Here is a 23,589-nt window from a genome sequence, read left to right on the forward strand (position 1 = left end):
CCAGCGTTGAAGCGGAAAGAGTTATTAACCGTTACGCTACAAAATGAGTAAGGCTGGACACGCTCCGTTCGGTGGTCAGTGAAAGAAGAGGCACTAGGTTTTTAATCGTTAGCTGCCACGCTGCATAAGAGGAGATCGGCCATGACCGAAGAAGAATCCGAAAAGAATTACAGCTCTGGTTTGCCCGGCATACTAGGCGTGATCGACACTGCAATTAGCAAAATCGAGTCAGTCATACTGGCGATGGGGGTTTTGCTAATGGCGCTGAATACGGTCACTAATGTTATTGCCCGCTTTGTATTTGGCAATAGCATTATGTTTTCAGGGGAATTAAACCGTATTTTGATCATTATGATTACCTTTGCGGGTATCGGCTACGCTGCTCGACACGGTCGTCATATTCGTATGTCAGCCATCTACGATGCCTTGCCTGTCGGGGGGCGCAAGGTATTGATGATAGGTATTTCGTTCTTTACCTCCCTCGTCATGTTTTTCCTGCTGTACTACTCCGTGGTGTACATCCTCGATCTCCAAAGCAAAGGTCGCGTGTTGCCGTCACTCGGGCTACCTATTTGGATCATTTATATCTGGGTACCGATGGGTTTTCTCATTACGGGCATTCAGTACCTGTTAACGGCAATTAAAAACCTTACCTCTCGGGATGTATATCTCTCGACAGGGGTAGTTGACGGTTACAAAGACACCGAAACAGAAGTGTAAAGCAGGGCTTGCACTCTAGGGGAACGCTATGACGACGATAATGGTAGTCACCATGATTGCCCTGCTACTGCTGGGCTTTCCTATGATGATCCCGCTGATTACGGCAGCGGTGATCGGTTTTTATATGATGTTTAACGGCTTCGGCCAAATGGATACGCTGATTCAACAGATGATGGCGGGTATTCGGCCTGCTTCGCTGATTGCGGTGCCAATGTTTATATTGGCGGCAGATGTAATGACACGAGGTCAGTCGGCCAATCGCTTAATTGATATGGTGATGTCCTTTATAGGTCATATCAAAGGCGGTCTTGCGGTCAGTACGGCGGCCTCCTGTACGCTGTTTGGCGCGGTTTCTGGTTCTACTCAGGCAACCGTAGTAGCAGTGGGCTCACCGCTGCGACCCAAGATGCTAAAAGCGGGCTATTCTGATCCCTTTACGCTGGCACTGATCATCAACGCGAGTGATATTGCCTTTTTGATACCCCCAAGTATTGGCATGATCATCTATGGGGTTATTTCAGGAACATCCATTGGCGAGCTGTTTATTGCGGGTATTGGGCCAGGGCTTCTGATCCTGTTTATGTTTTCAGTTTATTGCATCGTTTACGCTGTGGTAAAAGGCGTGCCTACCGAACCCCGCGCTAGCTGGAAAGAGCGTGCTGTAGCTGTGCAAAAAGCACTGTGGCCGCTAGGCTTTCCAGTCATTATCGTTGGCGGTATCTACGGAGGCATTTTTAGCCCGACAGAAGCCGCTGCAGCTTGTGTGCTATATGCCGTATTGCTTGAGTTTGTGGTATTCCGTTCGCTCAAAATGAACGATATTTATGCGATTGCTAAATCCACCGGCTTAATTACCGCAGTGGTGTTTATATTGGTCGCTGTTGGTAATGGGTTCTCCTGGATAATTTCGTTCGCGCAGATTCCACAAATGATTTTGGAAGCGGTAGGCGTCAATGAAGCTGGGCCGACAGGCGTACTGATTGCAATCTGTATCTCTTTCTTTGTCGCTTGTATGTTTGTTGACCCGATTGTGGTCATTTTGGTGCTTACGCCAATTTTTGCTCCGGCAATTGCGGCGACCGGTCTGGATCCTGTTCTGGTAGGTATTTTGATTACGCTGCAGGTAGCCATAGGTTCGGCGACCCCACCCTTTGGCTGCGATATATTTACCGCGATTGCGATCTTTAAGCGGCCTTACTGGGAAGTCATCAAAGGCACACCGCCCTTTATCTTTATGCTGATTTTAGCGGCGGCGCTGCTGATCATGTTCCCGCAAATTGCGCTGTTCTTGCGTGATGTTGCCTTCCGCTAAGCAGTCACAAGGAGAACGCGGATGTTTAATCGCATTTTAATTCCCGTAGATGGCTCGAAAGGGGCGATTAAGGCGCTCGATAAAGCGGTTGGCCTGCATATGCTTACCGGTGCAGAGCTTTATTTGCTGTGTGTCTTTAAGCACCACAGCTTATTGGAAGCATCGCTTTCCATGGTGCGGCCGAATAAACTTGATTTGCCCGATGATGCACTGAAAGAGTACGCCACGGAAATTGCAGTCCACGCCAAGTCCTATGCCATAGAGATGGGGGCGGACAGCGCGCGAATAAGGGCGTTTGTGAAAGGCGGCCGCCCCTCACGAACCATTGTGCGCTTTGCCCGAAAGAGGGAGTGCGATTTAATCGTGATTGGCGCTCAAGGAACCAACGGTGAGAAAAACCTGCTGTTGGGTAGTGTCTCCCAGCGTGTGGCGGGTGCGGCACACTGTCCCACATTGGTCGTTTAAGACACCAAACTACTGAACTTAATAGCGGTCTTACTAACACCCGTTTTCTCAGGTAATGCAGCTTGAGGTGGCGGGTGTTAGTCTTTGAGCTACTCAAACATTTGGCGCGTTGCGCCGTTGGATAAGGTTTTTTACATGAAAGCATTGTTTTCTTCCACCGCCTTGGCGAGTTTGTTACTGGTTGCTCCGTTCGCGGCAGCGGCTCCTGAAACCGACGAACAGCGCCTTGCTTATAGCTTAGGTGTCACTCTAGGCGAGAGCATGCAGGCTGATATTGAAGACCTCGATCTAGATACATTTACGGACGGTATGCGCGATGTCTTTGATGGCAAAGAGTTGGCGTTAAGCGAGGAAGAAATGATGGAGGCGCTGGTCGCTTTCCAAGAGCGTTCTATGGCAGAGCGCGAGCAAGAAGCCGCTGAAATTGCCCAGCTTAATCTAGAGGAAGGTCAAGCTTACTTAGCGGAAAACGCTGAGCGTGAAGAAGTTGAAGTGACTGAGTCTGGCTTGCAGTATGAAGTGCTTGAGTCCGGTGACGGCGCAACTCCTGGCGCTGAAGACACCGTTGAAGTGAACTATGAAGGCATGCTGTTGGACGGCACCGTATTCGACAGCTCCTTTGAGCGTGGTCAGCCGGTGAGTTTCCAGGTAAATCAAGTCATTGAAGGTTGGCAGGAAGCGCTTCAACTGATGAGCGTTGGCGACAGCTGGATGCTATATATCCCTGCTGAGCTGGCTTATGGTGAAGGCGGCCAAGGCCCTATTGGTCCAAATGAAATGCTGACGTTCCGTGTTGAACTGTTAGGCGTCGAGTAAATGACACGTCCCGCCGCTTCTACATCTTGTTTTTTGGGTGCGCTGTTACTGCTGGGCAGCACGGTTGTTCACGCTGAAGCAGATGCCGTGCCTGGTGATTTACCTGCACTAAGCGCAGCGAGCGATCACGCGAGCGTGGTAGGTGTCTCTTCTGGCGGTTACATGGCCGCACAGTTGGCGGTTGCTTGGCCTGAGCGCTTTAGTGGTGTAGGTGTATTAGCGGCGGGCCCTTGGAGCTGTGCCCAGGGCGCGCTCAGTTTGGCCCTTAACCAGTGCATGAGCACCCGCCGTGGGTTGCCTTCCTTGGATGAGCTGGACCGTCGGCGCGAGCGTTACGAGTCGCTTGAGCAGGTGGGGGAGCGCGACGCATTAAGCCAGCTGCGTGCCTATGTATGGCACGGTGATGAAGATGACACGGTTTCTCCAGAGCTGGGGAGTTTGTTAGCAGAACAGTGGCAGCGCTGGCTGGCATCTTCAGAACAGCTGCGTTTCGTGCGCAGTGAGAACACAGGCCATGGCTGGCCCATCAAACTGCCGAAGCAGGCCAGCGCTAGCCCCCAGGCACTTGGCGACTGTCGCCAGGGCGGTGGTAGCCATGTGCTTGCCTGTGATGAGAACGTGGCTGGCGATATGCTCTCATGGATTTACCCTGAGCGTGAGGCTAATGCTAGCGAGGGCGAAGTGATGGCCTTTGATCAGTCGGAGTTCGCGGTTAAAGGCTTGGCTGATGTGGGGTATCTGTTTATTCCTGGGGCGTGTGAGGCGGGAGGGTGTCCTGTCACAATAGCCTTGCATGGTTGTCAAATGAGCGTTGATGCCATTGGCGATACGTTTGTACGCCACAGTGGTTTGAACCGTTGGGCAGCAGACCATGGTCAAGTGGTGCTATACCCGCAGGCGGAAAGCAGTATGGCTAATCCTCAGGGGTGCTGGGATTGGTGGGGCTTTGCCGAAAGTACTTGGCAGCTCAACCCGCTGCACGACACGCGTGATGGCACTCAAGCCAGAGCGCTAATGGCGATGCTTGAACACCTACAAAGCACGCCTTAATTCCAAGTACATCCTAAATCCAGATACTTCGTCGTGTATTTTGGCTAGCTACCTAACTCATTCTCCAGCGCTGACACTAAGCCGTGCGGTGCTGGGGAGTAGAGCACTCTCTGTAAAATTTCACCGTTGCGGTTAACCAAGAAAAGCGAGGCGCTATGGTCAATGGTGTAGGCCATGGCTGAATCGGGTGCCTCTACTCGCCGCCAAATAACGCCATAGCGTGCTGCTACATCTTCAAGCTGCTCTTGACTGCCCACCAAGCCGATAAACGCATCACCAAAGAACTGCATATACTCTTCCATGCGTGGCAGCGTATCGCGTTCAGGGTCAACCGTTATCATTATCGGCACCACGCGTTCGCGCTGTGCGTCGCTTAGCTGGGCCAATGCCTGGCGTTTAACGGCCTGATTCATTGGGCAAACATCTGGGCAGTAGGTGTAGCCAAATGAAACAATCGCAATGTCGTCTTTATCTAGCTGGGAGAGAGAGAAATCACCTTGAGTAGACGGCATTTCTATTGGTCCCCCCGTCACGTCATCGCTGTCTGACTGGAAAGCAAACTGGTAAAGGCCGATAGCCGAAATGGTCAGCAAGACAAGTATTAGCACTAAGCCCAGCCAGAGTGCTTTACGATTGTTTGGTTTAGCGGCCATACGTACTAACTCCTAATCACGTCAAAGTCGAACCAACTGCCCAACTTGCCTTCCGGTGTTTCCAGGATAACCCGCGCCCGCCAGGGCATCACGTCTTGCGTGCAGATACCGACTTGCCCTTGGCCATGAAAGTGCCCGGGTGCAGTAGCGGTTAATCCAAAACGGTGTAAGCCCATATCCATATCACGCCCAATAAAGTCGACCGTCACATGGCTTGGGTTGAGGCCCTCTACTTCTACATCCAGTGGCAGAATATCCAGCGCGTCGATACGGCCATCGGCATCAACGGTCAGTGTTAGGCGGCCTTTATCGCCCAGTACTGCCGAGCACGTACTGGTGTGTAGGTTGCAGTTGGCATCTGGTGTAAACCATGCAATATCACCATCATCGCGCAGCCAATTGGCAAACACGTACCACGTGCAGGCGGCCAGTGAGATGCCCGTGATGAGGATAAGCACTTTCAGTGCTGGAAAACCCGTAAAGTAGACAGGTTTAGGCAAGTTCTTCATGGCAGAATGGTCACTACGCAGGCCGTAAGATGGAAGTTAGTTTCATGGTAACAGTAATCGCACGGATGTCGCTGTGCTGGGATGTCGCAGTTAACAAGGAATAACAATGGAGAGCATTACTGGCGCACTTGGGCCACTGTTTTTATTGATTTTACTGGGCGCTGCCATTGGCTATGGTCGTTGGCCAAGTGCTACGTTCTGGCCGCAAATGGAGCGTCTGATCTACTTTGTGCTATTTCCAGCAATGCTGATAGGCACGCTGGCCACTGCAGATGTCAGCCAAGTACCGGTTGGGCGCATAGCGTTGGTATTGCTCGGCACGATGGGGGGTTTGGGTCTGTTGCTATGGCGCTGTCGTGGTTACCTTGGCTTAACGCCTGCGGCGTTCACGTCGGTGTTCCAAGGCGCCGTGCGTTTTAATACCTACGTGGGTGTCGCAGGAGCCGCGGCACTGCATGGCAGCATGGGGGCGACTACCGCTGCTGTGGCGGTGGCACTCATGGTACCGGTGGTGAACGTAATGTGCGTCGCAAGCTTTGTCGCGGCAGGGACGCTGGGCAGTGGAAGCCTTGGCCAAAGTGCCCTCGCACTGGCTAAAAATCCGCTGATTTTGTCCTGCCTGGCAGGTATCGGACTCAATCTTTCGGGGGTTGGTTTGCCCGGTTGGAGCGAGGATACCGTAGGATTATTGGGAGGCGCGGCGCTGCCGTTAGGGCTCATTGCTGTGGGCGTGGCGCTGCGCCCTGCAGCACTGCTACGGCTTGATCGTGGCGTGATAGCGACGAATAGCATCAAGCTGCTGTTAATGCCTGCGGTGGTGCTGCTATTAGCGTGGCTGGTGGGGCTGGACCCTATCAGTCGTGATGTGGCGCTGCTGTTTGCAGCGCTGCCTACCGCCACATCTGCTTACATTCTTGCTCGGCAGTTGGGAGGTGATGCAGAGCTTATGGCGGCAATTATTACCGGCCAGACGCTATTGGCGATGCTGACGCTGCCCGTCTGGTTGCAGTTAGTGGGGTAGTGTAAAAAAACTGTCTTAAAAATAAATAAAAAGTATTCGCATTTAGGTTGACGCGGTAAATGAGAATGATTATATTGTGATTGTCAGCGTTTAATGAGACGTTGGCAACCACGACAGAAACCGCCAGTTTCCTGTCATGGTTTCTCCCTCTCATTGCTAGTCACGGTCTTTTGCCGCTCCCGCTTGGAGCGGCTTTCTTTTTTTGATGCTCTACGTTTTTGTGATTTTCCTTGAGATGCCATGCGTAGGCTATGGTCAGCGTTTGATGAGGCGTTGGCAACCACGACGCTATTTCAAAGACCAGCGCCAGTTTCCTGTCATGGTTTCTCCCTCTCATTACTAGTCACGGTCTTTTGCCGCTCCCGCTTGGAGCGGCTTTCTTTTTTAATGCTCTACGTTTTTGTGATTTTCCTTGAGATGCCATGCGTAGGCTATGGTCAGCGTTTGATGAGGCGTTGGCAACCACGACGCTATTTCAAAGACCAGCGCCAGTTTCCTGTCATGGTTTCTCCCTCTCATTGCTAGTCACGGTCTTTTGCCGCTCCCGCTTGGAGCGGCTTTCTTTTTTTATAGCGGCATCTTTCTTTGATCTCGGTGAATACCTCCTCTGACGTTTGGGCAGACAATAGGCCAATCGCCTATGCTGATCATCTATCCAAAGCCAGGAGACATGCCATGCGCGTTGCCGTTTTTAGCGCTAAGCCTTATGACGAAACCTTCCTTACTCGTGCTAATGCCTCGAATCGACACGAATTAAGCTTTTTTGATGCGCGCTTGACCGTCGATACGGCGCCTCTCGCGAAAGGGTTTGAAGTTGTATGCGCTTTTGTAAATGACCATCTGTATGCGGACGTTTTAGAGCAGCTACACACGAGCGGCATACGATTGGTAGCATTGCGCTCGGCTGGGTTTAACCATGTTGACTTGGCGGCGGCCGAACGGTTGGGAATTACCGTGGTGCGGGTGCCCGCTTATTCGCCTCATGCTGTAGCAGAGCACGCGGCGGCCTTAGTGTTAAGCCTGAACCGCATGACCTATCGCGCTTACAACCGAGTGCGCGAGGGCAACTTTGCCCTAGACGGACTGCTGGGGTTCGATCTGCATGGCAAAACCGTGGGCGTGATTGGCACTGGGCAGATTGGCTTGATCTTTGCCAATATCATGCATGGCTTTGGCTGCCGAGTAGTTGCCAGCGATCCTTTTCCAAACCCGAATGCCGAGCCGTTTGTGGAGTACGTGCCGCTGGCGTCGCTCTATTCTCAGGCAGATATTATCTCGCTGCACTGCCCGTTAACACCCGATACTGATCACCTGATTAATGCCGATGCCATCGCGCAAATGAAGCAGGGTGTGATGCTGATTAATACCGGGCGTGGGCGAGTGGTTGACACCCAAGCGGTGATCGCTGGTCTGAAAAGCGGCAAAATTGGCCGCTTAGGGCTAGATGTTTACGAAGAGGAGGAGCAGCTATTTTTCGAGGATCTATCGCACAAAGTGATCGATGATGATCAGTTCATGCGCCTGACGACCTTTCACAATGTGCTGATTACCGGTCATCAGGCTTTCTTCACTACCGAGGCGCTGACCAATATTGCCGAAACCACGCTGGCGAATATTGATGCCTTTGAAAGTGGTAGCGGTACGCTGCATCGCGTCGTCTACGATAAGCGAACGTAAACGACGCTGAGCTATCTTTAGTCGCTGTGTTTAAACGTCACGGCGGTAAATCAAATCCCATACGCCGTGGCCAAGTTTCTCGCCGCGAGCTTCAAACTTAGTTAGCGGGCGAAAGTCTGGGCGTGGAACGTAGGGCGCTGTGTCGGCGCTGGCGGTATTCGCGTAGCCGGGGGCGGCGTCCATGACCTCGGCCATCCACTCGGCATAGGCTTCCCAGTCGGTCGCCAGGTGGAAGGTGCCACCAGGTTTTAAGCGCGTACGAATCAGCTCAACAAACGCAGGTTGCACAATACGTCGCTTGTGGTGCTTCTTTTTCGGCCATGGATCGGGGAAAAAGAGCTGTAGCGTGGTTAATGAGTCTTCAGGCAGACACTGCTCCAGCACCGCTAAGGCATCTTCGCGGTAAACGCGCAGGTTAGTTAGGCCGCGTTTATCTACCTCATCCAGCAGCTTGCCCACACCCGGCGCGTGAACCTCGATACCGATAAAGTCAGTATCTGGGTGGCGTTCGGCTTGCTCGATGAGTGAGTTGCCCATACCAAAGCCAATTTCCACCACGCGCGGTGCTTGGCGGCCAAACAGGGTGTCCAGATCCTGACGCCCATCGGCAATCGTCAGTCCTAAGCGTGGCCAAACGTCTTCTAAACCGCGGCTTTGCGCTGGGGTCATGCGCCCTGCGCGAATCACGTAGCTCTTAATCCCCCGCCGGTGTAGCGGGGCATCAGCATTTTCAGGGCCTGTGGTGTTGCTCTCAGCGCCAGCAGTGTTGTTGCTTTCAGGCGTGGTGTCGTTCGTATCGGTCATGGTGTCTCTGTATCAGCCGTTAATTCGGCCTGCAAAAGGCGAAGAGGGATCGGCGCTCTGGCGGCGTGGCATACGGCCAGCTAAGAAGGCATCGCGGCCAGCTTCTACGGCAAGCTTCATGGCGTTAGCCATACGCAGCGGGTCGCGGGCGTGAGCGATCGCGGTGTTGAGTAGCACGCCGTCACACCCTAGCTCCATTGCCATGGCGGCGTCAGAAGCGGTGCCGATGCCCGCATCGACCAGCACGGGTACACTGCTTTGCTCAACAATCAGGCGTACATTATGCGGGTTTTGAATGCCATGCCCCGAGCCAATCAGCGAACCTAGCGGCATGATGGCGCAGCAGCCCATGGCTTCTAGTTCACGTGCCACAATGGGGTCATCACTGGTGTACACCATGACGTCAAAGCCATCAGCCAACAGTGTCTCAGCAGCTTTTAGCGTCTCAACCACATTGGGATAGAGGGTGTGATCGTCGCCGAGCACTTCCAGCTTGACCAAGTTGTGGCCGTCTAGCAGCTCACGCGCCAAGCGGCAGGTGCGCACAGCGTCTTTGGCGTTGTAGCAGCCCGCGGTGTTGGGCAGCAAGGTGTAGCGTTGGGGGGAAACGACATCGAGAAGGTTGGGCGCGTCGGCATCCTGACCCAAGTTGGTGCGGCGCACAGCAAAGGTGACAATTTCCGCGCCGCTTTGGGCAATGGCCGCGCCGGTCTCGGTAAAGTCTTTGTATTTGCCAGTACCCACCAGCAGGCGGGAGCTGAACTCGCGTCCAGCAACGGTAAACGGTGTATCAGTCAGTGGCGTCATAGCGGTTCCTTTTGAAAGCAAAAACGGTGATGGGCTACGCTAGCCGCCGCCGATGGCGTGAACGACTTCTATCTGGTCGCCATTGGCTAAATGCGTTTGAGCAAGCTGGCTTTTGGGCACGATCTGTTCGTTAATTTCCACAGCGATACGGCGCCCGGTCAGGCCTAATTGCTCAATTAGATCAGCGGCGCTAAGGCCAGCTGCCAGCGTATGCGATTCGCCATTGAGCGTCAGTTGTATCGACTCATTAGGAGTAGGCATAACGGTAAGTGTCCCATTCGGTGAGGCAAAACATTGTCTATTGTAGCGGTTTCGCACCGCTCAAGGTATGTGACAACGTTAATCATCTCAGTGAAATATCGAGGGCGTATGTCGAGTACTTATCTCAAGTATTTATAACGAGTATTTATAAACAGGAGTAACGCATGCAGCGAGCAGACAAACCCTGGTGGTGCCTAGTCGCACTCTCAGGAGCATTAATGGTGATACTAGGCGCCTATGCGGCTCACGGGTTGGCATCGCGTACCACTACTGCCATGGTCGACATCGTTGAAACTGGCGTGCGTTACCAAGCGTGGCATACGTTGGCCATGTTAGCGGTACTGGCTTGGCGCAGCCAGTGCCCTCAGCCAGGGCAGCGCATCGTGCTAGCGCTATGGGCGTTGGGTATCACCACATTTTCGGGCTCGCTTTACCTAATGGCCCTAGTAGGGCTTAGCGTTGGTATTGTAACGCCCATCGGTGGTTTGCTGCTGATGGCAGGCTGGTTAGGCTTAGCCGTCACTGCGCTGCTCAGCCGTTAGCGCGGTGGTTAGCCAGTTGGGCTGTTTGGCAGCGCATAGCTAGCGGTAATATGCGCAACCGGTTTAGTGTCATCGCTGGCAGAGAAAATCTGCACTTCGCCTACCGCTAAACGGCGGCCTAACTTGATGAGTTTGGCGTGAGCAACAATATCGTGCTCGCCGGAAGCGGCGCGTAAGAAATGGCAGTTCAAGTCACTGGTGACCGCCATGGCTTCGGGGCCTATTTGCGCCAAAATGGCCACATACAACGCCACATCAGCAAAGCCCATCATGGTCGGACCAGATACCCTGGGGCCAGGGCGAAGGTGTTGCTCACCGATGGTTAGTCGCAGGGTGGCGCTCATCGCACCAACGCTTTCAATTCTGCCCATCCGCTGGGGAAACACCTCATCTAAAAAGTGTTCAATCTGCTCGGCAGTCATTACGGTCATTATTATTGTCCTTTATAAAAAAGCCCCGAGGCATGCGCCTCGAGGCTGATGATACCGCAAAGCGCGTTTACTTCGCCTTATGCACCTGACGCCACGCGTGAAGTAGCGGTTCGGTGTAGCCAGAAGGCTGTACGCGGCCTTTGAACACCAAGTCAGAGGCTGCTTTAAAGGCGGTTGAGCCTTCGAAGTCGGCGCTCATGGCCGTGTAGGTGGGGTCGCTAGCGTTCTGCTTATCAACCACTTTAGCCATACGCTTAAGCGTTTCTTCCACTCGCGGCGCATCGACAATGCCGTGGTGCAGCCAGTTGGCGATATGTTGGCTGGAAATACGCAGCGTAGCGCGGTCTTCCATTAGGCCAACGTTATGAATGTCCGGCACTTTCGAGCAGCCCACGCCATGCTCAACCCAGCGCACCACATAGCCCAGAATGCCCTGGCAGTTGTTATCCAACTCTTGCTGAATCTCTTCATCCGACCAGTTAGCGTTTTCGGCTACTGGCACGGTGAGCAGGTCATCTAAAAAGTCGGGTTCGCCTTGGGCTTCCAGTTCGCGCTGTACGTCCGCTACGTTGACTTGGTGGTAGTGAAGCGCATGTAGCGTAGCCGCCGTTGGAGAAGGCACCCATGCCGTGTTAGCACCCGCTTTCGGGTGGCCAATTTTTTGCTCCAGCATGCTATGCATCAGATCCGGCATCGCCCACATACCTTTACCGATTTGAGCACGACCACGCAGGCCACACGCTAAGCCTACCTGCACGTTGTTCTTCTCGTAGGCGGTGATCCACGCAGCGCTTTTCATATCGCCTTTGCGAACCATCGGGCCTGCTTCCATGGCGGTGTGCATTTCGTCACCGGTGCGGTCAAGGAAACCGGTGTTGATGAACACAACACGAGAAGCCGCTTCAGCAATACACGCCTTCAAGTTGACGGTGGTGCGGCGCTCTTCATCCATGATGCCCATTTTCAGGGTGTCACGGCTCATGCCTAAGATGTCTTCAACGCGACCAAACAGCTCGTTGGCGAACGCTACTTCTTTCGGCCCGTGCATTTTCGGTTTCACGATATACACTGAGCCAGCGCGGGAGTTGCGTGGCTGATCGGCGTCTTTCTTCAGATCGTGCAGTGACAGCAGCGAGGTCACTACCGCGTCCAGAATACCTTCCGGCAGTTCGTTGCCATTTTCGTCCAGGACGGCAGGCGTGGTCATCAGGTGGCCAACGTTGCGCACGAACATCAGCGAACGACCCGGCAGTGTAACGGTGCTGCCATCAGTGGTTTGCCAAGTACGATCGGCGTGCAGCGTCCGCTTGAAGGTTTTGCCGCCTTTGTCGATGCTCTCTTCCAGGTCGCCCTTCATCAGGCCAAGCCAGTTGCTGTAAACACCGACTTTATCTTCAGAGTCGACAGCAGCAACGGAGTCTTCACAATCCATAATCGCGGTCAGTGCCGCTTCCACCACCACGTCTTTCACGTGAGCGGGGTCGGTTTTACCGATCGGGTGGCTGTCGTCGATCTGGATTTCCAGATGCAGGCCGTTGTTAGTAAGCAGGATAGCTTCAGGCGCGGATGCATCGCCGTTAAAGCCGATCAGCTTGCCGGAATCTTTTAGGCCGGTTTCACGACCGCCTTCCAGACTAACGACCAAGTGGCCATCACGAATAGCGTATTTCACCGCATCGCGGTGAGAGCCAGTGGCCAGTGGGGCAGCACGATCAAGCACACCACGGGCATAAGCGATAACTTTTTGGCCACGTTTCGGGTTGAAACTGGTGCCTTTTTCAGCGCCATCTTCTTCTGAAATCGCATCGGTGCCGTATAGGGCATCGTACAAACTACCCCAGCGAGCATTAGCGGCGTTTAATGCATAGCGGGCATTGCTCACAGGCACCACCAACTGCGGGCCTGCTTGAACAGCCACTTCACGATCTACATTGGCCGTGGTGGTTTTAACGCTATTCGGCGCATCCACTAGGTAACCAGCGTCTTTTAAGAAGCTGCGGTAAGCCTGCATATCGCTAACCGGGCCCGGATTTTCACGGTGCCAGGCATCCAGTTTTTCTTGGAGCGTGTCGCGCTCTTCAAGCAGTTGGCGATTTTTCGGTGTCAAATCATGGAACAGGGCGTCAACGCCAGCCCAAAAGGTGTTTTCGTCAACACCAGTGCCCGGTAAAGCCTGCTCATTGATGAAACGGTCCAGGTCTGCTGACACCTGTAAACGGTGACGCGTGATACGCTCGCTCATGGGGTTCTCCTGTAAAGGTGCCCGTGGGATATTATCGTGCCACGGTCAGGGTAAATATATATTTATGGAAAATACTTCCACAACTGCGCGGGCATGTAAACAGCCGATGCCGTAAAGCAGCAAAATGCTCGACCAAATGATGAGAGCGACAGTGGTCTCCGCTGTCATTCAGCCAATGGATAGGTGGCGTTCACGGAGAGACGTTAATGCATAATTTCCAACACCTGGAAGGCTTGTTTAGGCAAGCAGCAGGCGAGTCATCGCTCTCCCAGCTTCGGCCGGGCGACACGCTAACGGACGCTGTGCATGACTATTTTCGCCACTACGGTTTAGAAACGCTATTAAACGACACCAGCGAAGTGCACGCGGGATTTATTGATACTGGACGCTTTGCTCTGTGGTGCCAAGTATGGAGCCCGCCTGTTCCCACTGGCACCGCGTTTGTGATTCATGGTTACTTTGACCATTTAGGCCTTTACCGCCATTTGCTCGGCTGCCTGCTGGCCAAAGGGTGGCGAGTGGTGTTGTGGGACCTTCCTGGTCACGGTCTTTCCAGCGGCCCACGCGCTGATATTGACGATTTTGACGACTATCAGCACTGCCTTGCGCATTTACAGACGACATTGCAAACCCAGGGCATGGCCCCTACGCCGTGGCTAGGTGTTGGGCAGAGTACGGGGGCGGCCATCTTGGCGACCGATGCGCTCACCCGTCGTGAAACGGCAGGCTGGGCCGGTATTGTGCTGCTAGCGCCATTGGTACGCCCCTGGCGCTGGAGTCAGTCTAGCTGGCTGCACTTGATTGCCAGCCCTTTTCTAAAGGAGCTACCACGTAAGTATCGCCCCAATTCCACTGATGAGCAGTTTACGGCGTTCCTACGTGACCAAGACCCGCTGCAACCTGAACGGTTAAGCGTCGCCTGGATAACCGCGATGCGACGTTGGATGCCCCGTTTACTAGCGTTGGAACCTAACCCGCTGCCGACGCTTATTTTACAGGGTGAGCAAGACCTTACCGTCGATTGGGAGTGGAATTTAGCGGTATTGGAGGAGAAATTTCCTAATGCCGAGGTCCACCGCCATCCAGAAGCCCGGCATCACTTAGTTAACGAGGCCGATCCCATTCGTGAAGTGTTGTTTGAAGCTCTTGATAGTTTCGTAGATAACGTTGTTGAGAGTGTTCAATAACGTAAATGTTTAAAGCTCAGGGGGGCAGCTTGAGGCTAGGGCGCCAGAGCGCGCCCTGCCTCGTGCTTAATTTCGCTACTGAGTTTCGCTACTGAGCGTTCAGGAAGTCCTCCACATTGAGCAGTATCAGCTCATTATCATCAGCGCGTCCTTGCTGGCGGCCAATCGAGAAAGGATAGTTGTTGTCATTGGCGACCACGATAGTGCTCTCATCGACGCGATCGACGTTCTCAATGGTCACAAAGGGAAAGTTAAAGGTGCCGTTGATCGTGCCGCGGGGTGCGATGCCATCTGGATCCTGGATGTTCATCAGGTCTATATAGGCGATTTTCTCAAGCACTCCCTGCTCGTCTGTACGGTCGAGGTCGATAAGATAGATACGTTTGAACTCAGCGGGGTTGTCTGCCCACTCTTCTCGCGGGTCACCCTGACGGCTATCACGCTCGATAATCAGGCCGCGTGTTCCGCCAATGAGGTTGAAATCGCCAATAGCATGATCCGCTGATTCCAAGGGATAGTAGCGGGTTGTGTCGCCCCACTCTCCGGTTTCAGTGTCGAGCTCGAACATTCTTAATACGGGAGTGCCATCAATGGTTTCCGGGGCGTTGGCGTTGCTGTCCCAGATCGGTTTTTCCAGCAAGGGATAGAGCGTTGTTTGATCTTCGGAAAGCGCCATGCCTTCATAGCCGCCGGAGCGAAACACCACCACCTCATCAGCGAGAGACGCGCCAGGGTTCGGGGTAAGGGCAAAGGCATTGTCAGGTGAGCGCATCAGAGTGCCGTCGGGGTCTGTGGCCAACACTTGCAGCACTTCACCCTGATTATCGACCTGGATAATCCAGGGGCCAAACTCATCGCCAATCCAGTAGCTATCGCCCACCGGCTGTATCGACTCAATATCGAAATCAGCGCCGGTTAAAAAGCGACCAGGAGTGGCTTCATTCATAATCGGGAAGGGCACTTTACGGTTTGGGTCCGATAGTTGAACAGTCTCCTCGACGATGACACGCCCGGTGTCCCAGTCAGTCTTTATGATGTTAAACATCAGAATGACGTCAGAGGAGTTGGCTTTAGAGCCAAAGCCATTATCGGTTAATACCAAGAAACGGTCATCGCCTAGCGAGCGAATACCTGAAAACCCCTGCAATGGCTGGCTGGGGAAAGGTAGCGCTAAGCCGGTGGCTTGAATGTTGGTATACAACTGCTCAGCACGGCCCTCTGGGCCAGTAAAACGGCCTGAAACGTTGTAGTGCTCAGCAGCGCCGGAAGGAGCCGCCACAAAGGTGCTGCCGGGTAGCTGGGCATGGCCGGACAATGTGGCGCTAAAATCCTGCTGGGCGTGTGCCGCACTGGTAAATACAAAGGCGAATAGGGCGGTCGCTAGTAACGGCTTGGTCATCACGGTTTCACCATTTAGGAAGAGAAAGTAGAGCAGCTTCAGCTTTTGCTAATTTTCACCCGTAATAGTGATAGTTGAATGACAAGGTGCAGACGTTTTAATGGCAGCAGGGTTTCACGTCGCGTTTGGCCCTGAGTCGTAAAATACGCCTTGCTCAAAAGACACAAATATTAAATGGTGGGACTTTAAGATACGTTCTTATAAAAAAGAGGAAATGGTAATGGCGTCATCAGTAGCAAAAGTTCTCGTATTAGCGGGCAGTGCCCGTGAAGGTTCGCTTAATAAACAGCTCGCGAAGCTTGCTGCCAAGCGCATTGAGGTTTTGGGTGGAAAGGCAACCTTTATCGATTTAAAAGACTACCCTTTCCCGCTGTTCGATGAGGACATTGAAGTCCAAGGCATGCCTGATAATGTACTGAAGCTGCGCGAAATACTGGCCGATCACCAAGCGCTATTGATCGCCTCGCCGGAGTACAACGGTTTTATTACGCCGTTGCTGAAAAACACGTTAGATTGGCTCTCCAGGCCTTACAACGATACGCCAGGGCTTGGATTATTCGCCGGTAAGTGGGCAGCGCTGGTGGCGGCTTCCCCTGGTGGGCTGGGCGGTATTCGAGCACTGCCCCTTGGACAGCAGTTGTTGGCTAATCTGGGGTTGGTCGTACTGCCGCAGCCACTATCATTGCCGAAGGCAGGCAGTGCGTTTAACGAGTCAGGCGCGCTAAAGGATGAGGCAACGGGTGGAAAGCTCGACGCCTTATGCCAACGGCTTGTCGATGTAATGGCCAATGACCATCGCTAGGCACCTTTCAACAGCCTATCCAACTGCCGGTAGCCGATAGCCTCGATAAAGTGAGGCTGGGTGGGCTTGGGTTCGCCTTGTAAGTCGGCCAGGGTAAGCGCGACCCGCAGGACGCGGTGGTAAGCGCGGGCAGAGAGTTTGAGTTTTTCCAGCACGCCTGCCAACCAGGCGCGCTCTTCATCGTTAAGCGCGCAGGCGGCTTCTAAGGCTTTGCCGCTTAGCTGGCTATTGAGTGCGCCTCGCGCCATTTGGCGCTCTCGGGCGGCCATCACTCGCTCGCGCACGGCGCTGGAAGGTTCGCCTTGGGTTTGGGCGGTGAGTTGCTCGGGCGGCAGGGCGGGCACTTCCACTTGCAGGTCAATGCGGTCTAGCAGCGGGCCAGAAAGGCGTGCCTGATAGCGCTGAATCTGGCTGGCGCTGCACTGGCAGCGCTGACGCGGATCGCCCAGGTGGCCGCAGGGGCAGGGGTTCATAGCGGCAACGAGCTGAAACTGTGCCGGATAACGGCGTTCATGACTGGCGCGTGAGAGGTGAATTTCCCCCGTTTCCAGTGGCTGCCTTAACACTTCTAAGACGTTGCGGGAAAACTCCGGCAGCTCGTCTAAAAACAGCACGCCGTGGTGAGCAAGCGAGATTTCCCCAGGTTTGGGCTTTGAGCCCCCACTGTCATTTTCAGCAATTGATGCGACCCTCAGGGCGTAATATCGGGCTATTATGGTAGTCTGTACAGGATTGAGTGCGACAGAATTAATAGCAATTGATGCGACAGGCCTTGTTTTATTCAACATTTGGTGCGACTACCCATGCCACTGCCTACATCCGTTCGTAAAATCGGCCCTACCCGACGAAGTGTGTCTGGCTACTATGCCTTTCGCGGGGAGGAGTCTATTGCGTTCGAGTCGACGCTCGAACGTGATTTCCTCATCAAGGCTGACTTTGATGTGAGCGTCCTTGGTGTGATTTCCCAGCCGTGCGAGATCCCGTTTCATCATCCCGTGACCGGTAGGCGCTACACCTACACACCTGACTATTTGGTTTATTACCGTCTCGGTAACCGTCATTACAGGGATTACCCAAAACCTCTCCTGGTGGAGGTCAAACCACGGGAAAAGTGGCAAGCACATTGGCGTGAATGGTCGCCTAAATGGAAGGCGGCGATGCGGCATGCCAACAACGAGGGCTGGGCGTTTCGCATTCATGATGAAAGCCGCATTCGTGATAAGACCTTGGACAACATTACCTTCCTAGCGCGCTATAAGCGGATGGTGTTTCCCTCTGTCGAAAGCCAGGCAGTCCTCAACACGGTGAGGGAAATGGGGGTGGCGACCTTGGATTACCTGCTTTCTCGGTACTTTATGGGCGATATTTACCGGGCAGAGGGGATTGCGCATTTATGGCATCTACTGGCGACTCGGCAGTTAGATTGCGATATGGCCCAATCCTTCAGTCCTCTATCAGAGGTATGGGTACCCGATTATGAATAACCATCGTGGCAGCGCAACTGAACCCAATAACGGCGTCGCCCAAACACGCCAACACTTGCAGATTATGGTGGGTGAGCAGGTTCAGAAAGATGGCACCGTTTACCGAATTTCCCAGGTGCTCGATTTTGAGACAGTCATTGGCATTGCCGTTGAGTCCGGGCGTAGTTGCCCGCTTCGCATCAAAGAACTAGCGCCTCTCAATAGCGGGTCCGTATCCCCTGAGCAGGATATGTCCGAGATTGGGGATGCCGATTGGCGGGAGGCCGAGCATCGCTTTTCCATCATTAAGCCCTTGGTGGATCGCCATACGGTGGGGCGGGATGCAGCGGAGGAGCGTGCTAAACAAACGGGGGTTGATACGGCTACGATCTACCGTTGGTTGAAGCGGTATAAAGCGACGGGCTCGGTGCTTGCATTAATTCCTCAAAAGCCAGGGTGGAAGAAAGGAAAGTCGCGTATCCCCGCGCATGCCGAGGCGGTGATTCAGGAAGTCATCAAAGAGGTGTATTTGACGCTGCAGCGTCCGTCCGCACAAAAAGCGGTACAGGAAGTCATGCGGCGCTGCCATGAGCGGCGCATCGACCCGCCGAGCCCTGGTACCGTTCGTGCTCGTCTGCGCGACATCCCAGAGCGCGACCGATTGCGTGGGCATGGCTTTAGAGAAAAAGCGATTAATAAGTTTCAGCCGGCGGCCGGAAAATTTCCCAATGCGGACTATCCGTTAGCCGTCATGCAGATTGACCACACGCCTGCCGATATTATTTTGGTCGATGACGTATATCGCAAACCGATTGGCCGTCCATGGATTACGCTGGCCATGGACGTGTGTACTCGCATGGTCACGGGGTATTACTTATCGTTTGACCCGCCCTCTGAAACATCTGTCGGCATGTGTGTGGCGCACTCCATGCTTCCTAAAGATGAGTGGTTGCTACTGCATAATGTGGAGGCTGAGTGGCCGGTATGGGGCACACCCGCCACGATTCATGTCGATAACGGCCCAGATTTTCGCTCTGAGACGTTTAGGCGCTCATGCCTAGCCTATGGGATCAACCTTGAGTTTCGGCCTGTTAAGCAGCCTCGTTACGGTGGCCACATTGAGCGGGTGCTGGGGTCTCTTCTCAAAGAAATTCATAACCTGCCTGGGACGACTTTCTCCTCCATTAAAGAGAAAGAGGGGTACGATCCAGAGAAGCACGCGGCCATGACGAAAAGCGAGTTTGAAGAGTGGCTGGTGACGTTGATTTGCAAGGTTTACCACCAGCGCCTTCATTCTGGGATTGGTATGTCGCCGATGAAGAAGTGGGAAATTGGTGTGTTTGGCAATGCGGATGTGCAGGGAGTGGGATTAGCGCCGAGGCCTGCTGACAGGCTCTCTGTATTGCTCGATTTTTTGCCCAGCTTTCAGCGTACGATCCAGACCTTTGGTGTGACCATCGATGGCATAAACTATTACGATGAAGCGCTAAGACCTTGGATCAATGCCAAAGATCCAGACATGCCAGACAAGAAACGCACCTTTGTTTTCCGGCGCGACCCTCGCGACATTAGTGTCATTTGGTTCAAAGACCCGGAGCTCGGGCACTATTTTCGCGTGCCCTTTGCCAATCTTGCCCTCCCCTCGATGAGTGTTTGGGAGTATGCCCAAGCTAAAGCGCGCCTTCGGCAGGAAGGAAGAAACTCGGTCAATGAGACTGAAATTCTACGCGCTATTAGTGAGCTGCGAACCCATGTGGAGGAGTCGCAAGCACGTACTAAGCGAAGTCGCCGTCAGGCACAACGACGTAAAGAGCATGAGAAGAAGGTGACGCCTGCAGATCCCCTTTTACATGCGCCCTCAACTGCGGCCCCTAAAGAGACACCCGCTCAAGGGGACGGTCTTTTAACGGGTGATATCGATGTGAACTGGGACATAGCATGAGCACACACCTTCATCCTGATCTTCGTCACGTCTTGGGGCTGTCCGCTAAAGAGCGAATGGAGTTTATGGATCAACCGCGCTGGTTGGGCTATCCATTGGCCAATCGTGTCATTGAGGTCATGCGTGGGTTGATGGAGAAGCCCAGTCGTCCTCGTATGCCTAACCTCTTGCTCGTGGGTGACTCCAACAACGGAAAGACAACCATCGTTCAACGGTTTCGTAAGCAGTACGGTGAAGGCTACGTGAATGAAGACGTAGAGCCCGTGAAGCCTGTTGTTGTCACTCAGGCTCCCCCGAGTGCCGATGAGAAAAGTCTGTATATCGCAGTGCTAGAGAGTTTCTGGGCTCCCTACCGGCCTACAGATCCTGTTCCCAAGCTGCGCTACCAGGTGATTCATCAACTGCGTGCTTGCCATACCCGCTTGTTGATCATCGATGAGTTTCACTCTCTGTTAACCGGTGGTGCTGTTAAGCAGCGCGAAACGATGAATGCCATTAAGCTTTTATGCAATGAGCTAATGATTCCCATCGTTGGTGTGGGGACGCAAGACGCTGTGCGTGTGCTGCATTCAGACCCACAGCATGCGAGTCGCTTTGATGTGGTCGCGTTACCAAAGTGGGAGCTCAATCAGGAGTTTCAGAAGCTGCTCGCTGGCTTTGAGAAGATATTACCGCTCAAACATCCTTCCCAACTGCATGAGCCCCAATTGGCGACCCAGCTCCACGCGATCTCTGGCGGCAATTTTGGCGACCTGCACCGGCTGCTGATTGAGTGTGCCAATGCCGCTATTTTGTCCGGGGCTGAGCGCATCGATGAGAAAATTATTCAGAGTAAATCATGGGTGCGACCTACCCGTGGCATTAGGGAAGTGATGCTGTAATGCCCTGGGCGCTGAGTGTGCCTCTGTTGCCTGAAGAGTCGCTTTCTTCATGGCTGGTACGGGCGGCGTTGAGACAGGGGTGTGATCCCTTGTCGCTCACTGGGGCTATCTGGCCAACATGGCGTATATGGACAAGGGATATTGATAGGGAAATTCCCCTCGTAAGAATGCGCCCATTAGTCAATGCATCGGGGATATCGTCCGCTGAGTTTCAGAAAGCTGGGATGCGGGACGATTGTGAGAAAGTGGCCGGTTACTCATTACTGGAAACGCGGACTTGGCCCTGGTTGTTGGCACTCGGCAGCCGAAATCGAACTCGCCATGGAGGACAACAGATTTGTGCATTGTGTTTGGCAGAGGACTCAGCCCCCTACTTGCGCCGACACTGGCGATTCGCTTGGCACACTGGGTGCCGCTTTCATGGGGTGCAACTGATAGATGAGTGCCCGGTATGCAAGGCCCCTATAGAGCCTCATCGCCTGTCAGCAGAAGATCAACATTTAGCTCAGTGCAGCCGGTGTTATAACGATTTTAGAAAGGCGGTATGCACGTCGCCTTTACCAGAAGCGTTCAGTTTCCAAGTGATGGCTGATCGTGCTTTAACAAGAAGCAACGTGACGTTTAGGGAGGCCCCTATCGCACCCGCCGATTGGTTTTCTATGGTGACCTTCTTTGTTGGCGTTGTTCGGCGTGCAAGTCGGCGGCCTGCGTCACCCCTCGCAGATGCGCTTCTAACATTGGGCATTTCGATGACGGATAGCCAAATGCCTGTGTCTGGGTTGGCGTTTGAGCTGCTGCCTGTCAACGAGCGTTGTGCTTTATTAGCGGCGGTGGAGCGTTTGCTCAGCATAGGCGTTGAAGAAACGTTTAGCGCTCTGGTCGCTTGTAATGTCAAAACGAGCGCGCTTCATGATCCCCGAAAGTCACCCCCCGTTATGTTGTTGCCGTTGTTATCGCGGTTATCTCATCACCCCCATGGGCCGCATCGCCGCCGTGCTCTACCGGCTCATCGCCCCATGTCGGAACGCGCAGTGAGAGCCTCATGGGCGCGCTTAAAACGGAGAATGAAAGCGGAGCCAACCTCTTGAAGCAACACAAAACGGTCGACTGCGATGAGTGTGGTCGAGAAGTCTCCAAATTGTGGCGACGCCATAAAGGGCATGGTTACTGTTCAACTTGCTATGCTCGTGTGTTTAAGCGGCGAATGTGCCCACGATGTGGTGAGTTAGCCCGTCTGCCTAAGAATGACCCAGACGCCGTCTGTCGTCAGTGCAACGTCGACAAACCGTGTGCACGATGTGGAAAAGCCCGTTCAGACTACAACATCGGCAAGGTCACTCCCTACGGCCCTGTCTGTATCGCCTGCGCTCCCTATTTCAAAGAACCAGAGCCCTGCGAGGCGTGTGGGAAAGCATCTCAACGTCTTACCCGAGTGGCGCGTATGGGGCATGATCATCGCTTATGTCCACGCTGTTCGACAGCAGACCACGGTACCTGTTCTGCATGTCGTCGACATCGCTTATTGGTCATGACATCCAGCGGTGACGCATTGTGCAAAGCCTGTAATGAGCAAGGGGAAATTGCCTGTCCATTGTGTGGTAATCCCATGCCAGCGGGTCGAGGCGATGCCTGTGAGCCCTGCTATTGGACGCGCACATGTCGTAAGCGGATCATCATTGGCCAAGCCGGTATCACCACCAAAGCGTTACGTGAGGCCTTTGGGGAATTTGGTGAATGGCTGATTCGTACCACAGGGCCGCATAAGGCTGCCCTCAAGATCAATCATTTCTTCTCGTTCTTCCTTGAGATCGACCAGGCATGGTCACGGATACCGAGCTATTCGGAGCTGCTTCATCACTTCGGTGCGGAGGGGTTGCGGCGTGTAAGACTTCCTATGCGATGGCTGCATGAAGAGCAAGGGGTAGAGCCGGATCACCAAGCAAAGAAGATCGACTCAGAGAAACGACGTATCAAAGCGTGTCTCAGGTCTATGCCGTCCGCTTCTTTATCAGAAAAAGCGCTGCATGCTTATTGGCAGCAATTGGAAACCCGTATAGAGGCGGGCAAAACGTCCCACACCTCCGCACGACTTGCACTAAGAGCGGCAGCCGCATTGCTACTCGCTACTGACCGGGAGGGGCAGCGCCTGCCTCAACAGGGCGATGTGGACAACTATTTGCAGGCGGTGCCCGGACAAGCAGCCTCGGTCACGGGGTTTACTAATTTCTTAAATCGCCAACATGCCACCACGTTGGCTCCTCGGGTGGATGTAAAACGGGCAAGAAAGCGGCGAAAAGAAACACTAGCCCGCACCCTGATGACGATGGCCCGGTGTGCTGATCAAGGAGAGGCCTGGAGGGAGGCATGGATCGTTGCTGCCATGGAGTATTTCCATGACACAAAATTAACGCAGAAAATGCTTCGACAACAGACCGTAGAGCGGACGACAGACGGGATACAGGTGGTAGTGGGTGGCGTTACCTACTGGCTGCCTCTGGATATTGAGTGCTAAGACACTGATAGCGCGCAGTCACTTGGAGGGCCCCGCGACTCTGTAGGCGAATGTCGCCCCGCCGTTTGGACGGGGCTATGGCTCTCTACCTAT

The 23,589-nt window shown here is 53.7% G+C and carries 23 protein-coding genes and 1 pseudogene; 15 read left to right on the forward strand and 9 right to left on the reverse strand.

From position 1 onward, the window contains the following. Positions 1–141 precede the first annotated feature (141 nt). The 5 genes from K7H08_RS09320 to K7H08_RS09340 all read left to right on the forward strand — a co-directional run bounded on the left by K7H08_RS09320 (position 142) and on the right by K7H08_RS09340 (position 4,363). On the forward strand, positions 142–720 hold the full coding sequence (locus tag K7H08_RS09320; RefSeq protein WP_038479550.1) for a TRAP transporter small permease: 579 nt from the start codon (positions 142–144) through the stop codon (positions 718–720). A gap of 28 nt (positions 721–748) precedes the next feature. Continuing rightward, on the forward strand, positions 749–2,032 hold the full coding sequence (locus K7H08_RS09325) for a TRAP transporter large permease (RefSeq protein ID WP_038479547.1): 1,284 nt from the start codon (positions 749–751) through the stop codon (positions 2,030–2,032). Positions 2,033–2,053: 21 nt separating this feature from the next. Then, the gene (locus tag K7H08_RS09330; RefSeq protein WP_009723217.1) at positions 2,054–2,497 is read left to right on the forward strand and encodes a universal stress protein; all 444 of its coding nucleotides are present in this window, start codon (positions 2,054–2,056) and stop codon (positions 2,495–2,497) included. 135 nt (positions 2,498–2,632) lie between these two features. Next, a complete protein-coding gene (locus K7H08_RS09335) occupies positions 2,633–3,313 on the forward strand; it encodes an FKBP-type peptidyl-prolyl cis-trans isomerase (protein WP_038479544.1) in 681 nt (226 codons plus the stop codon). Next, positions 3,314–4,363 (forward strand): prolyl oligopeptidase family serine peptidase, encoded by a 1,050-nt coding sequence (locus K7H08_RS09340; RefSeq protein ID WP_231657753.1) that lies wholly within the window; start codon positions 3,314–3,316, stop codon positions 4,361–4,363. Positions 4,364–4,407: 44 nt separating this feature from the next. Here K7H08_RS09340 and K7H08_RS09345 read toward each other — a convergent pair whose 3' ends face one another. Both K7H08_RS09345 and K7H08_RS09350 read right to left on the reverse strand, forming a co-directional pair. Then, a complete protein-coding gene (locus tag K7H08_RS09345) occupies positions 4,408–5,016 on the reverse strand; it encodes an SCO family protein (protein WP_231657754.1) in 609 nt (202 codons plus the stop codon). Between the two features lie 5 nt (positions 5,017–5,021). Continuing rightward, positions 5,022–5,525 (reverse strand): hypothetical protein, encoded by a 504-nt coding sequence (locus tag K7H08_RS09350; RefSeq protein ID WP_038479535.1) that lies wholly within the window; start codon positions 5,523–5,525, stop codon positions 5,022–5,024. Positions 5,526–5,631: 106 nt separating this feature from the next. Between K7H08_RS09350 and K7H08_RS09355 the strand changes: the two genes are divergently transcribed. Both K7H08_RS09355 and K7H08_RS09360 read left to right on the forward strand, forming a co-directional pair. Further along, entirely contained in the window at positions 5,632–6,546 is a 915-nt protein-coding gene (locus K7H08_RS09355) for an AEC family transporter (protein ID WP_231657755.1), read from the forward strand. Between the two features lie 675 nt (positions 6,547–7,221). Further along, positions 7,222–8,223, forward strand: a complete 1,002-nt coding sequence (locus tag K7H08_RS09360) for a 2-hydroxyacid dehydrogenase (protein ID WP_231657756.1) — start codon at positions 7,222–7,224, stop codon at positions 8,221–8,223. 30 nt (positions 8,224–8,253) lie between these two features. Here K7H08_RS09360 and trmB read toward each other — a convergent pair whose 3' ends face one another. The 3 genes from trmB to thiS are packed head-to-tail and all read right to left on the reverse strand — an operon-like array spanning position 8,254 to position 10,095. After that, positions 8,254–9,027 (reverse strand): tRNA (guanosine(46)-N7)-methyltransferase TrmB, encoded by a 774-nt coding sequence (gene trmB / locus K7H08_RS09365; RefSeq protein ID WP_231657757.1) that lies wholly within the window; start codon positions 9,025–9,027, stop codon positions 8,254–8,256. 12 nt (positions 9,028–9,039) lie between these two features. Further along, positions 9,040–9,834, reverse strand: a complete 795-nt coding sequence (locus K7H08_RS09370; protein ID WP_231657758.1) for a thiazole synthase — start codon at positions 9,832–9,834, stop codon at positions 9,040–9,042. 39 nt (positions 9,835–9,873) lie between these two features. Further along, complete coding sequence (gene thiS / locus K7H08_RS09375; RefSeq protein ID WP_009723207.1) at positions 9,874–10,095, reverse strand: sulfur carrier protein ThiS; 222 nt, start codon at positions 10,093–10,095, stop codon at positions 9,874–9,876. Positions 10,096–10,259: 164 nt separating this feature from the next. Between thiS and K7H08_RS09380 the strand changes: the two genes are divergently transcribed. Further along, a complete protein-coding gene (locus K7H08_RS09380; protein ID WP_231657759.1) occupies positions 10,260–10,637 on the forward strand; it encodes a DUF423 domain-containing protein in 378 nt (125 codons plus the stop codon). 8 nt (positions 10,638–10,645) lie between these two features. Here K7H08_RS09380 and K7H08_RS09385 read toward each other — a convergent pair whose 3' ends face one another. Together K7H08_RS09385 and K7H08_RS09390 are read right to left on the reverse strand one after the other, a co-directional pair. Then, complete coding sequence (locus K7H08_RS09385) at positions 10,646–11,068, reverse strand: PaaI family thioesterase (protein ID WP_231657760.1); 423 nt, start codon at positions 11,066–11,068, stop codon at positions 10,646–10,648. A 67-nt stretch (positions 11,069–11,135) separates the two neighbouring features. Next, positions 11,136–13,310: a malate synthase G gene (locus tag K7H08_RS09390; protein ID WP_231657761.1), complete on the reverse strand. Its 2,175-nt coding sequence runs from the start codon at positions 13,308–13,310 to the stop codon at positions 11,136–11,138. A 206-nt stretch (positions 13,311–13,516) separates the two neighbouring features. Between K7H08_RS09390 and K7H08_RS09395 the strand changes: the two genes are divergently transcribed. Then, positions 13,517–14,497, forward strand: coding sequence for an alpha/beta hydrolase (locus K7H08_RS09395; protein ID WP_038479511.1), 981 nt, complete (start codon positions 13,517–13,519; stop codon positions 14,495–14,497). Between the two features lie 88 nt (positions 14,498–14,585). Here the strand turns inward: K7H08_RS09395 and K7H08_RS09400 are convergent, their stop codons facing one another. Continuing rightward, entirely contained in the window at positions 14,586–15,896 is a 1,311-nt protein-coding gene (locus tag K7H08_RS09400) for an esterase-like activity of phytase family protein (protein ID WP_231657762.1), read from the reverse strand. A gap of 220 nt (positions 15,897–16,116) precedes the next feature. Between K7H08_RS09400 and K7H08_RS09405 the strand changes: the two genes are divergently transcribed. After that, positions 16,117–16,698 carry an NADPH-dependent FMN reductase gene (locus K7H08_RS09405; protein WP_198348776.1) on the forward strand — a complete coding sequence of 194 codons (582 nt, stop codon included), beginning with the start codon at positions 16,117–16,119 and terminating at the stop codon, positions 16,696–16,698. Here K7H08_RS09405 and K7H08_RS09410 read toward each other — a convergent pair. Continuing rightward, positions 16,695–17,366: pseudogene (locus K7H08_RS09410) on the reverse strand (ATP-binding protein); the annotation flags it as partial. The gene K7H08_RS09405 and the pseudogene K7H08_RS09410 overlap by 4 nt on opposite strands. Positions 17,367–17,489: 123 nt before the next feature. Here K7H08_RS09410 and K7H08_RS09415 point away from each other — a divergent pair. The 5 genes from K7H08_RS09415 to K7H08_RS09435 are packed head-to-tail and all read left to right on the forward strand — an operon-like array spanning position 17,490 to position 23,496. Next, positions 17,490–18,182, forward strand: coding sequence for a TnsA endonuclease N-terminal domain-containing protein (locus K7H08_RS09415; protein WP_231657763.1), 693 nt, complete (start codon positions 17,490–17,492; stop codon positions 18,180–18,182). Further along, on the forward strand, positions 18,175–20,103 hold the full coding sequence (locus K7H08_RS09420) for a Mu transposase C-terminal domain-containing protein (protein ID WP_231657764.1): 1,929 nt from the start codon (positions 18,175–18,177) through the stop codon (positions 20,101–20,103). Before K7H08_RS09415 ends, K7H08_RS09420 begins: the two co-directional genes overlap by 8 nt. Beyond that, positions 20,100–20,984 (forward strand): TniB family NTP-binding protein, encoded by an 885-nt coding sequence (locus K7H08_RS09425; protein WP_027957960.1) that lies wholly within the window; start codon positions 20,100–20,102, stop codon positions 20,982–20,984. The genes K7H08_RS09420 and K7H08_RS09425 overlap by 4 nt, the downstream gene beginning before the upstream one ends. After that, positions 20,984–22,072 (forward strand): TniQ family protein, encoded by a 1,089-nt coding sequence (locus K7H08_RS09430; protein ID WP_120386063.1) that lies wholly within the window; start codon positions 20,984–20,986, stop codon positions 22,070–22,072. Before K7H08_RS09425 ends, K7H08_RS09430 begins: the two co-directional genes overlap by 1 nt. Continuing rightward, on the forward strand, positions 22,069–23,496 hold the full coding sequence (locus K7H08_RS09435; protein ID WP_231657765.1) for a hypothetical protein: 1,428 nt from the start codon (positions 22,069–22,071) through the stop codon (positions 23,494–23,496). The genes K7H08_RS09430 and K7H08_RS09435 overlap by 4 nt, the downstream gene beginning before the upstream one ends. Positions 23,497–23,589: the final 93 nt, after the last annotated feature.

It is taken from the genome of Halomonas sp. IOP_6 (assembly GCF_021151565.1).
In the GTDB taxonomy this organism is placed as follows: Bacteria; Pseudomonadota; Gammaproteobacteria; order Pseudomonadales; family Halomonadaceae; genus Vreelandella; species Vreelandella alkaliphila.